Genomic DNA, 14543 nt, shown 5'->3' with positions numbered 1-14543 from the left:
TACCGGGCATGCCCGGCGCCACCCTTCTGCGAAACATGCCTGCGATCCTGATCATCGACGACAACGCCAGCGTCGCCACCGCGTTGGACGTGCTGTTTTCCCTGCATGACATCGACACCCTGCAGGCGCAGAGCCCGGCCGAAGGGCTGGCCCTGCTGGAATCGCAGCCGGTGGATCTGGTGATCCAGGACATGAACTTCACCGAAGACACCACGTCCGGTGAGGAAGGCGAAGCACTGTTCGCGCAGATCCGTGCGCGCCACCCCGACCTGCCGGTCATCCTGCTGACCGCCTGGACCCACCTCAGCAGTGCGGTGGACCTGGTCAAGGCCGGTGCGGCCGACTACCTCGCCAAGCCGTGGGATGACCGCAAGCTGCTGACCACGGTGAACAACCTGCTGGAGCTGTCCGAAGCGCGTCGCGAACTGGACCAGCGCCGCGCACGCGAACAGCGCCAGCGCAGCGCCCTGGAAGCGAAGTACGATCTCTGCGGCGCGGTGGTCGCCGATCCCGCCAGCGAACGAGTCATCACCCTGGCCTGCCAGGTGGCGCGCTCGGACCTGCCGGTGCTGATCACCGGCCCCAATGGCGCCGGCAAAGAGAAGATCGCGCAGATCATCCAGGCCAACTCGCTGGTGGCCAAGGGCCCGTTCGTGGCGGTGAACTGTGGCGCGCTGCCATCGGAACTGATCGAGGCCGAACTGTTCGGGGCCGAAGCCGGCGCCTACACCGGTGCCAACAAGGCACGCGAGGGCAAGTTCGAAGCGGCCGACGGCGGCACGCTGTTCCTGGATGAGATCGGCAACCTGTCCCTGGGCGGGCAGATGAAACTGCTGCGGGTGCTGGAAACAGGCCGCTTCGAACGCCTGGGTTCCAACCGCGAGCGGCAGGTGAAGGTGCGCGTGGTCAGCGCAACCAATGCGGACCTGCCGGCGATGATCCGCGATGGCAGCTTCCGCGAAGATCTGTATTACCGCTTGAATACCGTCGAACTGGCGCTGCCGCCGCTGGCCGAGCGGCCCGGCGACATCGTGCCGCTGGCCGAGCGCTTCCTGACCGCCGGCACGCCGCTGTCCAGCGCCGCCGCTGCGGCCCTGCAGCGCCATCCATGGCCGGGCAACGTGCGCGAACTGCGCAACGTCATCCAGCGTGCCGAACTGTTGGCCAGCGGCCCGCGCATCGAAGTGGCCGATCTGAACCTGCCCCGCGCGCCAGCCGCCGCACGGCCGGCACCGAGCACCGGCAATGATCCCGATCGCGCGCGCATCGAGGAGGTGCTGACGCGCAACCACGGCGTGATCGCGCAGGCGGCCGCCGAACTGGGTCTGAGCCGGCAGGCGTTGTACCGCCGCATGGATCGCCACGGCATTCCGCGCGAATGAAGCGGCGCTCGTTCACCTTCCGCCTGTTCCTGCGCCTGCTGCCGGTGCTGGCACTGGCTGCAGCACTGCCGTGGCTGCTGGCCTACTGGCTGGACCACGGTTGGGTGATCACCCTGGTGTCAACGGTGCTGCTGCTGGCGTTGATGTGGTGGGCGCTGCGCCGTGCCACCGCGCCAGTGCGGTCGCTGATGCGCGCGTTGGCCGGGACCACCAGCAGCTACCGCGATGGCGAGTACAACTTCAGCGTGCATTGGCCGGGCAACGATGAGCTGGGTGACCTGGTGCAGGCCCATCGCGAACTGGGTGATGTGCTGCGCGAGCAGCGCCAGGGCCTGGTGCAGCGCGAACTGCTGCTGGACACCATGGTGCAGAACACGCCGGTGGCCATGCTGCTGATCGCCGCCGGTGGCGATGGCATTGCGCGCGTGGTGTTTTCCAACCTGGCCGCACGCAGGCTGCTGCACGGCGGCTGGAAGCTGGAAGGCCAGCGCCTGCAGGATGTACTGCAACAGATGCCGGTGGAACTGCGCGATGCCATCGAGCGCGGCGGTGACAGCCTTTTCGCGGTGCGCCCGGAGGTGGACGACGGCAGCGAGGTGGATGAGGACGACGAACAGATCTACCACCTGTCGCGGCGCGCGTTCCATCTGAACGGGCGCCCGCATGATCTGCTGCTGGTGCGCCTGCTGACCGCCGAACTGCGACGACAGGAAGTGCAGACGTGGAAAAAGGTGATCCGGGTGATCAGCCACGAGTTGAACAACTCGCTGGCGCCGATCGCCTCGCTGGCCCATTCCGGAGGCGAGCTGGTGAAGCGCGAGCGCTTCGATCGCCTGCCGGAAATCTTCAGCACCATCGAAGACCGCGCACGCCATCTGGAAGGCTTCATCCGCAGCTATGCACGCTTTGCCAAATTGCCCCAGCCACAGCTGCAGACCGTGCACTGGGCGCCGTTCCTGGCCAGCCTGTGCCAGCAGATTCCGTTCACCATGGACCACCCGCCCGGCGCGGACCTGAGCAGTCGCATCGACATCGCGCAGTTCGGTCAGGCACTGCTGAATCTGCTGAAGAACGCACATGAAGCCTGCGCCGAGGCCGAACCACCCAACGACGATGTGCACGTGCAGCTCACGCGTCTGCCGCAGTGGCTGCGCCTGGATGTGCTGGACCGCGGCAAGGGCATGAACGAGCAGGTGCTGCAGAACGCGCTGATGCCGTTCTATTCCACCAAGCGCAACGGCACCGGGCTTGGCCTGGCGCTGACCCGGGAAATCGTGGAAGCGCACGGCGGGCGGGTGTCGTTGCAGAACCGCGGCGAGGGCGGGTTGTGCGTGTCGATCCTGTTGCCGGTGGGGTGAACGGGGGGCCGTATCCACGCATGGCGTGGATCTACGGCCGATGACCTGGACGTATCCACGCGTGGCGTGGATCTACCGGCGTAGGGCCATGGCCGGCGGCAGTAGATCCACGCCATGCGTGGATAGGCCGATCAAGGTCGGCCGCTACAGCACCCGACGCATCGCGACCCGCAGATGCATCGGAAACGCCAACGCAGCCTCTTCGGCCATCACGGCCTGCAGGCCGGCGCCCCATTCCGCTTCCGGCACCGTGACGAATCCTTCGCTGGCGTAGAAGGCCGCGTTCCACGGCACATCGCTCAACGTGGTCAGTACCGCTGCCGGATAGCCGTCTGCCCTGGCCATCGCCAATGCGTGGCGCAACAGCGCACGTCCATGGCCCCGGCGCGCGTGCGCGGGATCCACATCCATCTGCAGCACATGGAACTCACCTGCCAGTTCACCGGCCAGCAGGTAACCGGCGATTCCGCCGTCGGCCGCATCCACCACCCACACCTGCCGGCGCCGCAGACCTTCGTGTAGCGCAGGCAGATCCAGGCCATGCCCGGCAAACACCTGATAGGCATCATGGCCCTCCAGCAGCTCGCCGGCGCGCTGTTCGATGCCTGGCAGCACGCCGAGCTCATCGGCGTGCGGCACACGTGGCTCAGGTCTTCTTGACCGGGCGCTTCCAGCCATCGATGGTTTCCTGTCGTGCGCGCGCCAGGGTCAGCTTGCCATCGGGTGCGGTGCGGGTAATGACCGAACCTGCCGCAATGGTGGCGCCCTCGCCGATCAGCACCGGTGCCACCAGCGCACTGTTGGAACCGATGAAGGCGTTGTCGCCGATGGTCGTGGTCGACTTGTTCACCCCATCATAGTTGCAGGTGATGGTGCCGGCGCCGATGTTCACCTTGCTGCCAATCACCGCATCACCCAGGTAGGTCAGGTGGTTGGCCTTGCTGCCCACGCCCAGGGTGACCTTCTTGGTTTCCACGAAGTTGCCCACGTGCACGCCATCAGCCAGCACAGTGCCCGGGCGCAGGCGCGCGAACGGGCCAATCTGTGCCGCACCCTCGGTCACCACGCCTTCCAGATCGCAGTGCGCGCGCACTTCGGTGCCCGGCCCCAGCGTCACGTCCTTCAAGCGGGTGAACGGGCCCACGCTTACGCCATCGGCCAGCACCACGGTGCCCTCCAGGATCACGCCCACGTCGATCTGCACGTCGCTGCCCACGGTCACCTTGCCGCGCACGTCCACGCGCGCCGGGTCGAGCACGCGTGCGCCCTGGGTGCACAGTGCGCGCACCGCACGACGCTGCCACGCGCGTTCCAGCTGCGACAGCTGCCAGGGATCGTTGGCACCTTCGGCTTCCTGGGCGTCGGCCACCAGCGCCATTTCCGCCGGGGTGTACTCATGCGCGGCAAAGGCGAACACATCGGTCAGGTAATACTCGCCCTGCGCGTTGCGGTTGGACAGCTGCGACAGCCAGCGCCGCAGCGCGGTCGATTCGGCGGTGATGATGCCTGTGTTGATGATGCGGATGCGGCGCTGCTCTTCGTCGGCATCCTTCTGTTCGACGATGGCGCCGACCTTGCCCTCGGCATCGCGCAGGATGCGGCCGTAGCCGGTGGGGTCGTCCATCTCGGCCACCAGCACCGCCAGACGGCCGGGCTGCGCCAGCAGATCACGCAGGGTCTGCGCGCGGATGAGCGGCACATCGCCGTACAGCACCAGCACCTGCGCGGCATCGGGCACCTCGGGCATGGCCTGGGCCACGGCGTGGCCGGTGCCCAGCTGCTGCGCCTGCTCGGCCCACAGCAGATCCGGCTGGTCGGCGAAGCGCTGGCGAACGGCATCGCCGCCATGACCGTAGACCACGTGGATCGCCGCCGGCTGCAGTTCACGCGCGGTGGCGATCACATGCGCCAGCATCGGCTGCCCGGCGATCGGCTGCAGCACCTTGGGCAGCACCGACTTCATGCGCTTGCCGGCGCCGGCGGCCAGGATGATCACGTGCAGGGGTTGGGTCATGGGCGGCTATCCGAAGGTCGTTGCCGACGATTCTAGAACGCAGGCCGTTAACATGGGCATCCATTGCGCCATCGGTCCGCCATGAGCCTGCTCCGCCAGGGACGTTCCTACCTTGCTGTTGGCCTGGCCCAGCTGCTGCTGGACTGGCTGGTATTTGTCGCCTGCACCGCAGCGGGCATGCCGGTGGTGCCGGCCAACGTTGCCGGGCGCGTGGGCGGCATGCTGCTGGGGTTCTGGCTCAACGGGCGCTACACCTTCGCCGACGGCCACGGCCACCAGCGGTTGGGCTGGCACCGGTTCGCACGCTTCCTGCCGCTGTGGCTGCTGCTGACCGCGGCCAGCTCGCTGCTGCTGGCCGCCGCCGACCATGCGCTGGGCCTGCAGTACGCGTGGCTGGCCAAGCCGCTGGTGGAAGGCGGGCTGGCGTGCGTGTCGTTCGTGTTGATGCGGTATGTGGTCTACCGCTGAAGGTTGAAACCCCGACCGCGTGTGGGGGACGGGGTAGCGTCGACTGTCGGTTGACTATCGCGCGCAGCGCGGGCTTTTCCGCCGCCGCACGAAAGGCAGTCGAGCAAGCTCGACTCTACGCCGACCATTGCGCGAAGAGCAGTCGAGCAAGCTCGACTCTACGGCGCCTCGGCCCTTCAGCGGCACAAACAAAAACGCCGGCACTGGGCCGGCGTTTTCGTGGGTGCTGCGGATGAACCTCAGTGCTTCAGGTTCTTGCGCAGTCGTTCCAGGGCCTGCAGCTGGACCACGGCTTCGGCCAGCTTCTGCTGGGCTTCGGCCACTTCCATCGCTTCACCACGGTTGGCCAGGATGCGCTCGGCTTCTTCCTTGGCCTTGCGGACCGAGGCTTCGTCGATGTCCTGGGCGCGGATGGCGGTGTCAGCCAGCACGGTCACTACCTGCGGCTGCACTTCCAGGATGCCGCCGGAAATGGCGAAATCCAGCTGCTCGCCGTTCGGCGTGGTGACCACGACCTTGCCGGGCTTGAGTCGGGTGATCAGCGGGGCGTGCTTGGGCGCAATGCCCAGCTCGCCCAGCTCACCGGTCGCCACGACCAGGGTCGCTTCGCCACGGAAGATTTCCTGTTCAGCGCTGACGATGTCGCAACGAATGGTGCTCATGATCAGGCCTTCTCAGCCATCTTCTTGGCCTTCTCGACCGCTTCTTCAATGCCGCCGACCATGTAGAACGCCTGCTCCGGCAGGTGGTCGTACTCGCCATCGACGATGGCCTTGAAGCCACGGATGGTGTCCTTCAGCGGCACGTACTTGCCCGGCGAACCGGTGAACACTTCGGCCACGTGGAACGGCTGGCTGAAGAAGCGCTCGATCTTGCGGGCGCGCGACACGGCCTGCTTGTCTTCTTCGGACAGTTCGTCCATGCCCAGGATGGCGATGATGTCCTTCAGTTCCTTGTACTTCTGCAGGGTCTGCTGGACGCGCTGGGCGGTGTCGTAGTGCTCGTGGCCGATGACCAGCGGGTCCATCTGGCGGCTGGTGGAGTCCAGCGGATCGACGGCCGGGTAGATACCCAGCGAGGCGATCGAACGCGACAGGGTGACGGTCGAGTCCAGGTGGGCGAAGGTGGTCGCCGGCGACGGGTCGGTCAGGTCGTCCGCGGGAACGTAGACGGCCTGGATCGAGGTGATCGAACCGTTCTTGGTCGAGGTGATGCGCTCCTGCAGAACGCCCATTTCCTCGGCCAGGGTCGGCTGGTAACCCACGGCGGACGGCATACGACCCAGCAGTGCCGACACTTCGGTACCGGCCAGGGTGTAGCGGTAGATGTTGTCGACGAACAGCAGGACGTCCTTACCCTTGCCGTTTTCGTCCTTCTCGTCGCGGAAGTACTCGGCCATGGTCAGGCCGGTCAGGGCGACGCGCAGACGGTTGCCCGGCGGCTCGTTCATCTGGCCGTACACCATCGCCACCTTGTCGAGGACGTTGGAGTCCTTCATTTCGTGGTAGAAGTCGTTGCCCTCACGGGTACGCTCACCCACGCCGGCGAACACGGACAGACCGCTGTGCGCCTTGGCGATGTTGTTGATCAGTTCCATCATGTTGACGGTCTTGCCGACGCCGGCGCCGCCGAACAGGCCGACCTTGCCGCCCTTGGCGAACGGGCACATCAGGTCGATGACCTTGATGCCGGTTTCCAGCAGTTCGGTGGCCGGGCTCTGGTCTTCGTACGACGGGGCCGCACGGTGGATTTCCCAGCTGTCGCTGGCGGCCACCGGGCCGGCTTCGTCGATCGGACGGCCCAGCACGTCCATGATGCGGCCCAGGGTGCCAGCGCCGACCGGCACGGAGATGCCGCGGTCGGTGTTGATGGCCACCAGGTTGCGCTTCAGACCGTCGGTGGAACCGAGGGCGATGGTACGGACCACGCCGTCGCCCAGCTGCTGCTGGACTTCGAGGGTGATCTCGGTGTTTTCAACCTTCAGTGCGTCGTACACCTTCGGCACCGACTCACGCGGGAATTCGACGTCGACGACCGCGCCGATGATCTGAACGATCTTGCCCTGACTCATTGCTGCATCCTCTAATGTGTGCTTTGAACGAACGCGGTCAGACTGCTGCCGCGCCGCCGACGATTTCGGAGATTTCCTGGGTGATCGCTGCCTGGCGCGCCTTGTTGTAGACGAGCTGCAGGGTGCCGATCAGCTTGTTGGCGTTGTCGCTCGCCGCCTTCATCGCGACCATGCGTGCGGCATGTTCGGAGGCGACGTTTTCCAGCAGTGCCTGGTACACCAGCGATTCGATGTAACGCGTCATCACGTGCTCGAGCACGGTCGCGGCATCGGGTTCGTACAGGTAGTCCCAGTCATGGTGGGCGACCTGCTTTTCAGCCGGCGGCAGCGGCAGCAGCTGATCGAAGCTGGCCTTCTGCACCATGGTGTTCACGAAGCGGTTGTAGACCAGGTACACGCGGTCGACCTTGCCTTCGGTGAAGGCGTCGAGCATGACCTTGATCACACCGATCAGCGATTCCAGCTTCGGCACGTCGCCGATGTGGGTCACGCTGCCGACCATGTTGACCTTCACGCGGCGGAAGAAGGTCGATGCCTTCTGGCCGATGGTCACCAGGTCCACTTCAGCACCCTTGTCCTGCCATGCCTTGGCTTCGCCCAGCATCTTGCGGAACAGGTTGTTGTTCAGGCCGCCGGCCAGGCCGCGATCGGAGGAGATCACGATGAACCCGACCCGCTTGACCTGCTCACGCTCGACCAGGAACGGATGCTGGTAATCGGTGCTGGCCTGGGCCAGGTGGCCGATCACCTGCTTCATCGCCTGCGCGTACGGACGCGAGGTCTTCATCCGATCCTGCGCCTTGCGGATCTTGGAGGCCGAGACCATTTCCAGGGCGCGCGTCACCTTGCGGGTGTTCTGCACGCTCTTGATCTTGGTTTTGATTTCGCGTCCGCTTGCCATCTCTTGTTTCCCGTGGCGCGGGGCTGTTGCCCCGCGTTGTTCAACCGTTTGAGCGGGGCGAGCCCCGCTCTACGAGCGCTGGATTACCAGCTGCCGGTGGTCTTGAACTCGGCGATGCCCTTCTTGAAGGCACCTTCGATGTCGTTGTCCCAGCCGCCGGTGGCGTTGACCTTGCTGACCAGTTCGCCCTGGGTGTTGGCGAAGTGGGCGTGCAGGCCTTCTTCGAACGCCAGCAGCTTGTTGACCGGCACGTCGTCCAGGTAGCCCTCGTTGACGGCGTAGATCGACAGCGCCTGGTTGGCGATGGACATCGGCGCGTACTGCTTCTGCTTCATCAGCTCGGTCACGCGCTGGCCGCGCTCCAGCTGCTTGCGGGTCGCTTCGTCCAGGTCCGAGGCGAACTGCGCGAACGCAGCCAGCTCACGGTACTGGGCCAGCGAGATACGGATGCCGCCCGACAGCTTCTTGATGATCTTGGTCTGGGCCGAGCCACCGACGCGCGACACCGAGATACCGGCGTTCACGGCCGGGCGGATGCCGGCGTTGAACAGGTCGGTTTCCAGGAAGATCTGGCCGTCGGTGATCGAGATCACGTTGGTCGGAACGAAGGCGGACACGTCGCCGGCCTGGGTTTCGATGATCGGCAGCGCGGTCAGCGAACCGGTCTTGCCGGTCACCTTGCCTTCGGTGAACTTCTCGACGTATTCCTCGGACACGCGGGCAGCGCGTTCCAGCAGGCGCGAGTGCAGGTAGAACACGTCACCCGGGTAGGCTTCACGGCCCGGCGGGCGCTTCAGCAGCAGCGAGATCTGGCGGTAGGCCACGGCCTGCTTGGACAGATCGTCGTACACGATCAGCGCGTCTTCGCCGCGGTCCATGAAGTACTCACCCATGGTGCAGCCCGAGTAGGCGCTGATGTACTGCATGGCAGCCGATTCGGAAGCGGTAGCGGCGACCACGATGGTGTGGGCCAGCGCGCCGTTCTCTTCCAGCTTGCGCACGATGTTGGCGATGGTCGAAGCCTTCTGGCCGATCGCAACGTACACGCACTTGATGCCGGTGCCCTTCTGGTTGATCACCGCATCGATGGCCATCGCGGTCTTGCCGGTCTGGCGGTCACCGATGATCAGCTCGCGCTGGCCACGGCCGATCGGGATCATCGAGTCGACCGACTTGTAACCGGTCTGCACCGGCTGGTCGACCGACTTGCGCCAGATCACGCCCGGAGCAACGCGCTCCACCGGGGCGGTGACGTCGGTGCCCAGCGGGCCCTTGCCGTCGATCGGTTCGCCCAGGGCGTTCACCACGCGGCCCAGCAGTTCCGGACCGACCGGCACTTCCAGGATGCGACCGGTGGTCTTGGCGACGTCGCCTTCGCGCAGGTGCTCGTAGTCACCCAGGACCACGGCGCCGACCGAGTCGCGCTCCAGGTTCAGGGCCAGGGCGAAGGTGTTGTTCGGCAGTTCGATCATTTCGCCCTGCATCACGTCGGCCAGACCGAAGATGCGCACGATGCCGTCGGACACGCTGGTCACGGTGCCTTCGTTGCGCGATTCCGCGGCCAGCTTGACCTTCTCGATGCGGTTCTTGATCAGTTCGCTGATTTCGGAGGGGTTGAGCGTGGTTGCCATCGTCAAGTCCTAGTGCCGGCAGCGGGGCCGGACGTTAAATGAATTCAGTTAGCGAGCGCGGTCTGCAGACGGGCCAGCTTGCCCTTCAGCGAACCATCGATGACCACGTCGCCGGCATCGATCACGGCGCCGCCGATCAGCGAGGCATCCACCGCAGTGGTCACATCGACCTCGCGGTTGAAGCGCTTGCGCAGCGCGACCTTGATCGCGTCCAGCTCGCCGGCCGACAGTTCGGCGGCCGAGGTCACGGTGGCCTTGACCACGTGTTCGGCTTCGGCGCGCAGGGCGTCGTACATGCCGGCGATTTCCGGCAGCAGCGGCAGACGATGCGATTCGGCCAGGATGGCCAGGAAACGCGAGTAGCTTTCGCCGTGGTTCACCGGCGCCAGCAGGGCGACGGCGTCGTCACGGCCCAGCTCCGGGTTGGCGAGCAGGGCCGCCACGCGCGGGTCGGCGGCGACGTGGGCGGAGAACGCGAGGGCGTCCGACCACGGCGCGAACGTGCCTTCGTCGCGCGCGGTCGCGAAGGCGGCGCGGGCGTACGGGCGGGCAAGCGTGAGGGCCTGGCTCATCCTTAGATCTCCGAGGCCAGCTCGTCGAGCAGCGCCTTGTGGGCGTTGGCGTCGATTTCGCGCTTGAGCAGCTTTTCGGCACCGGTCACGGCCAGCGCGGACACCTGCTTGCGCAGATCTTCACGGGCACGATTGGCGGCGGCGTCGATTTCAGCCTGGGCCAGTTCCTTCTGACGGGTGGCTTCGGTGATCGCTTCGGTACGGGCAGCGTCGACGATCTGGTTGGCGCGCGCGTGGGCCTGGTCGATGATCTCGTTGGCCTTGGTGCGGGCGTCCTTCAGTGCTTCGTTGACCTTTTCCTGCGCCTGGGCCAGATCTTTCTGGCTGCGGTCGGCAGCGGCGAGGCCTTCAGCAATCTTCTGCTGGCGCTCTTCGATCGCGTTCATCAGCGGCGGCCAGATCTTGGTCGCGATGATCCAGATCAGACCAGCGAAGGCGAGCGCCTGCGCAAGAAGGGTGAAATTGATATTCATGGTTAGCTCGATCGCTGGTTTCGGGGTGGATGCGCCGCCGGAGCGGCGCACCCGGACCTTCATCCGAAACCGGGTGCATCAGCACCCGGTCGTCTCAAACCGCTGTATCAGCCGGCCAGAGCCTTGGTGACGGCGCCAGCGAAGGCGGCCGACAGCGGGTTGGCGAAGGCCAGCAGCAGGCCGACGGCGACCGAGATGATGAACGCGGCGTCGATCAGGCCGGCGGTGATGAACATGCGGACCTGCAGGACCGGGATCAGTTCCGGCTGGCGGGCGGCCGACTCCAGGAACTTACCAGCCATGATGGCCAGACCCAGACCGGCGCCCAGCGCGGCCAGGCCGATCATGATGCCGACGGCAAGGGCGGTGGAGCTCTGAATCTGCGCGAAGTTGGTCAGGACGGCGAAGTACATGGTTATCTCCAGGAACTAAGTTGCTAAGGGTGATGAAACGGATGAAGGTTGAAACGCGTTGAAGCTTGGAACTTTAGTGAGCGTCTTCCGACAGGCTCAGGTACACGATCGACAGCATCATGAAGATGAAGGCCTGCAGCGGGATCACCAGCAGGTGGAACAGCATCCAGCCAAGGCCGAACGCACCACCGGCAATGGCACCGAAGAAACCGGCACCACCCAGCACCCAGATCAGCAGGAACACGATTTCGCCGCCGAACATGTTGCCGAACAGTCGCATCGCCAGCGAGATCGGCTTGCTCAGCCACTCGACGATGTTCAGGATCAGGTTGAACGGCATCATCCACTTGCCGAACGGCGCCGTCAGGAATTCCTTGATGAAACCGCCCAGGCCCTTCGCACGCAGGGCGAAGAACAGCATCAGGAAGAACACGCTGAAGGCCATGCCCAGGGTGGCGTTGACGTCAGCGGTCGGCACCGGCTTCCAGTAGTGGATACCGGCCATTTCCAGCGGCTTGGCGATGAAATCGGCCGGGATCATCTTCAGCAGATTCATCAGCAGAATCCAGAAGAAGATGGTGATGGCGATCGGCGTGACCAGCTTGCTCTTGCCGTGGTAGGTGTCCTTGGCCTGGCGGTCGACGAACTCCAGGCAGATTTCCACGAACGCCTGCCACTTGCCCGGCACGCCAGCGGTGGCCTTGCGGGTGCCCAGCCAGAACGCGACCACGATCACCAGGCCCATCAGGACAGCGGTGAGGAACGTATCGACGTGGATGTGCCAGAACATTCCTTCGCCGTTACCGACCGGGGCGGTCAGGTTCTGCAGGTGATGCTGGATGTAGCTGGTAGGGGTTAGAGCCTCGCCCGCCATGTGTCCGGAACCTTCGTTAATTGAATTTTTGTCAACGCCTGGCCATGGCCAGGACCTGGAACATCAAACCGACGGCGATACCGGCCAGCAGCGCCAATGCAGGCAGCTTGAAGACCAGGAACCCCACCAGCAGGACGCCGAAAACCACGACCCACTTGGCAACGATCGCGACAATCAGCCGCGCCATCGCCGAACCCGCTGCCACCGCCCCACCACTGAGCGCCATCCGTGCCGCCACCCAGCCACCGGCCGAGATCGCAACCCCGGACGCCAGGGCGCCAAGGGCGTACTTCGGCCCTACCAGAAGGAAGGCCAGAGCCAGCACAGCGACTGCAGCCAGCGGGTAGACCGCGGCGCGCAGCATCAGTCGCCGACCCGCTTCAACGGAGTTCAGCACAGGACGTCCCACGTGGTTACAAGTGAATGGCTGAGGCTGCTGAAACAGGGGGTGCCTCATCGAGCCGCCAAATTATAGCAATGGGACAATTTGCGAGACAACCGCTGCCTGTTCATCCCGGGAGCTGCAAGTTGCGGGAACGGCAGGTTTTTTAGGGCCCAACGGGGGGACAATCGCGTCCGCCGCATGCTGCAGCGCAGCGTATTGAACTTTGGTCGCACAGGCGGGAACTTTCCCGCACGCCGGTAGTCTGACCTTTCGACCTGCCTGCTGCACTTCCTCGTCGATGCTCCGCCCAGCAGGTCCCAGGATGGCCCCGAAGCGCGCTCCGGGGCCATCTTCTTTGCAACGTCATGACCGCGCTGAACCGTCCACGCGGCGTGGACCATACGTTCACGTAGGGTGGACGCGCGCGTCCGGCACAGTGGCCTTCATCCCGAATGAACCACTGCAAGGACCCTCTGATGCGCTCCGTACCCACCCTGCTCGCTCTCTCGCTGCTCGCCGCCGGTGCCTCGTTCGCCAACGCCGCCCACGCCGCTGAGGGCGATCCGCGCTTCACGCTGCGCGTGGGTGCCATGAACATCGAGAACGACAACACCATCCGTGGCAACACCACCGTTGCCGGCCAGGACGTCAACGTCAGCGAAGACTTCAAGATGGGCGGCAAGGAGTGGGAGCCGCGCATTGATGGCGTGTTCCGTGTCAGCGACCGCCAGCGCCTGATCTTCGACTACTTCAAGTGGGACAAGGACCGCCGCGAGACCCTGGATGACGGCATCGCCTTCGGCCAGATCAACGTGCCGGAAGGCAGCTTCGTCAAGGCCGAGCTGAAGTACCAGGTCGCCAGCCTGGTGTACGACTACTCGGTGGTGGACACCGAGAAGTTCGACCTGGGCCTGCAGCTGGGTGCCGAATGGGCCAAGGTCAGCGCCAAGGGCTTTGCCGACCTGGGCAACGTCTACAACGGCCGCTTCCTGGACGAGAGCGAGAGCGGCGTGGCACCGGTGGTGGGCGCGCGCCTGAGCTTCACCCCGGCCGACCGCTGGCTGATCAACATCCAGGGCCAGTACCTGAACACCAAGTGGGGCAGCTTCGACGACTATGACGGCGACCTGAGCCGTGCCAATGCCATCGTCGAATACCGCTTCACCGAGACCTTCGGCGTGTTTGCCGGCTATGACTGGTTCAAGCTGGACGTCGACCAGAAGGGCAGCGACGGCGTCGTGGGCCTGAAGCAGGAGTTCAAGGGCCCGATCGCTGGCATCAGCCTGACCTTCTGATCGAGCCTCAGATAGATCTCTCCAACGCGGCGCCCGGGCAACCGGCGCCGCGTTTTCTGTGCGCGTGGGGAGCGGTTGAGTCGCCTGTCAGTCGACTGCCCTTCGCGGGACTGCCTGAAGGCGCGCGCTGCGCGCGATAGTCGACTCTACCGCGACGCGTCAGCTGCCGGTTCGCTGGAAACAACCGGAGCCGTCGCAATCAGCACGTTTGATCGCGCCCATCCACGGTCAAGCACCACGTTCGCCGCGTGAGGCAACCACCGAGCTGCGGCCCAGTGCACGGATCGGGACGTTCGCAGTCCTAAAACGGAGCGAAAACAAGGCGACCGTGATCTCAGGCCGGTCCCCGGCCTGAACGATTTCTACACTGCATGGGCCGATGCGAATCGCCGCGTCGGCGGCTCCTTCCACATGCAGGTAATGCCCATGAAGATTCTTCCCTCTCTCGCTGGCCTGATGCTGGCGCTGTCCATCGCCACCGCTTCGGCACCCGCCCTTGCTACCCAGCCCACCAACGGCCTGCTGGCGGTGTTCCAGGCCGAATACCAGTACTACAAGTGTGTGATCGAGCAGCCCGGCGGCCCGGCTTACGTCATTTCGAACGTCTGGGCGCGCTCTGCGACCGAGGCTGCAAACCTGGCGCGCAGTCGCATCCCGATGGGCCACCGGGTAAACGCCTGCGGCATCTGGTAAGCGAAGGGCTGCG

General features: G+C 65.1%; 15 protein-coding genes and 1 pseudogene. 5 read left to right on the top strand and 11 right to left on the bottom strand.

The window, feature by feature from the left end:
• Positions 1–35: 35 nt before the first annotated feature.
• The gene (locus tag RTY46_RS16230) at positions 36–1382 is read left to right on the top strand and encodes a sigma-54 dependent transcriptional regulator (RefSeq protein WP_312709663.1); all 1347 of its coding nucleotides are present in this window, start codon (positions 36–38) and stop codon (positions 1380–1382) included.
• A pseudogene (locus RTY46_RS16225) lies at positions 1307–2740 on the top strand (ATP-binding protein); the annotation flags it as partial. The gene RTY46_RS16230 and the pseudogene RTY46_RS16225, both read left to right, overlap by 76 nt.
• Positions 2741–2884: 144 nt before the next feature.
• Here the strand turns inward: RTY46_RS16225 and RTY46_RS16220 are convergent.
• Positions 2885–3418, bottom strand: coding sequence for a GNAT family N-acetyltransferase (locus tag RTY46_RS16220; protein ID WP_312709661.1), 534 nt, complete (start codon positions 3416–3418; stop codon positions 2885–2887).
• Positions 3387–4754: a bifunctional UDP-N-acetylglucosamine diphosphorylase/glucosamine-1-phosphate N-acetyltransferase GlmU gene (gene glmU / locus RTY46_RS16215; protein ID WP_312709659.1), complete on the bottom strand. Its 1368-nt coding sequence runs from the start codon at positions 4752–4754 to the stop codon at positions 3387–3389. The genes RTY46_RS16220 and glmU overlap by 32 nt, the downstream gene beginning before the upstream one ends.
• An 81-nt stretch (positions 4755–4835) precedes the next feature.
• Between glmU and RTY46_RS16210 the strand changes: the two genes are divergently transcribed.
• Positions 4836–5222, top strand: a complete 387-nt coding sequence (locus RTY46_RS16210; RefSeq protein ID WP_312709656.1) for a GtrA family protein — start codon at positions 4836–4838, stop codon at positions 5220–5222.
• A 239-nt stretch (positions 5223–5461) separates the two neighbouring features.
• Here RTY46_RS16210 and RTY46_RS16205 read toward each other — a convergent pair whose 3' ends face one another.
• The 9 genes from RTY46_RS16205 to RTY46_RS16165 all read right to left on the bottom strand — a co-directional run bounded on the left by RTY46_RS16205 (position 5462) and on the right by RTY46_RS16165 (position 12521).
• Entirely contained in the window at positions 5462–5884 is a 423-nt protein-coding gene (locus RTY46_RS16205) for a F0F1 ATP synthase subunit epsilon (RefSeq protein WP_005419509.1), read from the bottom strand.
• Positions 5885–5886: 2 nt separating this feature from the next.
• The gene (gene atpD / locus RTY46_RS16200) at positions 5887–7293 is read right to left on the bottom strand and encodes a F0F1 ATP synthase subunit beta (protein ID WP_108750369.1); all 1407 of its coding nucleotides are present in this window, start codon (positions 7291–7293) and stop codon (positions 5887–5889) included.
• 37 nt (positions 7294–7330) lie between these two features.
• Entirely contained in the window at positions 7331–8194 is an 864-nt protein-coding gene (atpG, locus tag RTY46_RS16195) for a F0F1 ATP synthase subunit gamma (protein ID WP_010481324.1), read from the bottom strand.
• 83 nt (positions 8195–8277) lie between these two features.
• Positions 8278–9825, bottom strand: a complete 1548-nt coding sequence (gene atpA, locus RTY46_RS16190; protein WP_108750368.1) for a F0F1 ATP synthase subunit alpha — start codon at positions 9823–9825, stop codon at positions 8278–8280.
• Between the two features lie 44 nt (positions 9826–9869).
• Positions 9870–10397, bottom strand: a complete 528-nt coding sequence (locus RTY46_RS16185; protein ID WP_108750367.1) for a F0F1 ATP synthase subunit delta — start codon at positions 10395–10397, stop codon at positions 9870–9872.
• A 2-nt stretch (positions 10398–10399) separates the two neighbouring features.
• The gene (locus RTY46_RS16180; protein WP_108750366.1) at positions 10400–10870 is read right to left on the bottom strand and encodes a F0F1 ATP synthase subunit B; all 471 of its coding nucleotides are present in this window, start codon (positions 10868–10870) and stop codon (positions 10400–10402) included.
• A 107-nt stretch (positions 10871–10977) separates the two neighbouring features.
• A complete protein-coding gene (atpE, locus tag RTY46_RS16175; protein ID WP_005411133.1) occupies positions 10978–11283 on the bottom strand; it encodes a F0F1 ATP synthase subunit C in 306 nt (101 codons plus the stop codon).
• Between the two features lie 73 nt (positions 11284–11356).
• Positions 11357–12157: a F0F1 ATP synthase subunit A gene (gene atpB, locus RTY46_RS16170; RefSeq protein WP_108750365.1), complete on the bottom strand. Its 801-nt coding sequence runs from the start codon at positions 12155–12157 to the stop codon at positions 11357–11359.
• Between the two features lie 31 nt (positions 12158–12188).
• The gene (locus RTY46_RS16165) at positions 12189–12521 is read right to left on the bottom strand and encodes a hypothetical protein (RefSeq protein WP_057496518.1); all 333 of its coding nucleotides are present in this window, start codon (positions 12519–12521) and stop codon (positions 12189–12191) included.
• Between the two features lie 497 nt (positions 12522–13018).
• On the opposite strand from RTY46_RS16165, the gene RTY46_RS16160 reads away from it, so the two are divergent.
• On the top strand, positions 13019–13837 hold the full coding sequence (locus RTY46_RS16160; RefSeq protein ID WP_199934349.1) for a hypothetical protein: 819 nt from the start codon (positions 13019–13021) through the stop codon (positions 13835–13837).
• Positions 13838–14263: 426 nt separating this feature from the next.
• Positions 14264–14530, top strand: coding sequence for a hypothetical protein (locus tag RTY46_RS16155; RefSeq protein WP_312709653.1), 267 nt, complete (start codon positions 14264–14266; stop codon positions 14528–14530).
• Positions 14531–14543 lie beyond the last annotated feature (13 nt).

This window comes from Stenotrophomonas sp., from assembly GCF_032056425.1.
Taxonomy (GTDB): domain Bacteria; phylum Pseudomonadota; class Gammaproteobacteria; order Xanthomonadales; family Xanthomonadaceae; genus Stenotrophomonas.
Note: the sequence above shows the minus strand (reverse complement) of the source record. Positions and strands in the feature narration are given on the sequence as shown.

Bases quoted from the DNA above. Each gene is read 5' to 3' on its own strand.
- RTY46_RS16220 (WP_312709661.1), bottom strand. From the start codon at position 3,418: ATGGCTGGAAGCGCCCGGTCAAGAAGACCTGAGCCACGTGTGCCGCAC.
- atpD (WP_108750369.1), bottom strand. From the start codon at position 7,293: ATGAGTCAGGGCAAGATCGTTCAGATCATCGGCGCGGTCGTCGACGTC.
- RTY46_RS16210 (WP_312709656.1), top strand. From the start codon at position 4,836: ATGAGCCTGCTCCGCCAGGGACGTTCCTACCTTGCTGTTGGCCTGGCC.
- RTY46_RS16165 (WP_057496518.1), bottom strand. From the start codon at position 12,521: ATGCTGCGCGCCGCGGTCTACCCGCTGGCTGCAGTCGCTGTGCTGGCT.
- RTY46_RS16205 (WP_005419509.1), bottom strand. From the start codon at position 5,884: ATGAGCACCATTCGTTGCGACATCGTCAGCGCTGAACAGGAAATCTTC.
- RTY46_RS16185 (WP_108750367.1), bottom strand. From the start codon at position 10,397: ATGAGCCAGGCCCTCACGCTTGCCCGCCCGTACGCCCGCGCCGCCTTC.
- atpE (WP_005411133.1), bottom strand. From the start codon at position 11,283: ATGTACTTCGCCGTCCTGACCAACTTCGCGCAGATTCAGAGCTCCACC.
- RTY46_RS16180 (WP_108750366.1), bottom strand. From the start codon at position 10,870: ATGAATATCAATTTCACCCTTCTTGCGCAGGCGCTCGCCTTCGCTGGT.
- atpG (WP_010481324.1), bottom strand. From the start codon at position 8,194: ATGGCAAGCGGACGCGAAATCAAAACCAAGATCAAGAGCGTGCAGAAC.
- RTY46_RS16155 (WP_312709653.1), top strand. From the start codon at position 14,264: ATGAAGATTCTTCCCTCTCTCGCTGGCCTGATGCTGGCGCTGTCCATC.
- RTY46_RS16160 (WP_199934349.1), top strand. From the start codon at position 13,019: ATGCGCTCCGTACCCACCCTGCTCGCTCTCTCGCTGCTCGCCGCCGGT.
- atpB (WP_108750365.1), bottom strand. From the start codon at position 12,157: ATGGCGGGCGAGGCTCTAACCCCTACCAGCTACATCCAGCATCACCTG.
- atpA (WP_108750368.1), bottom strand. From the start codon at position 9,825: ATGGCAACCACGCTCAACCCCTCCGAAATCAGCGAACTGATCAAGAAC.
- RTY46_RS16230 (WP_312709663.1), top strand. From the start codon at position 36: ATGCCTGCGATCCTGATCATCGACGACAACGCCAGCGTCGCCACCGCG.
- glmU (WP_312709659.1), bottom strand. From the start codon at position 4,754: ATGACCCAACCCCTGCACGTGATCATCCTGGCCGCCGGCGCCGGCAAG.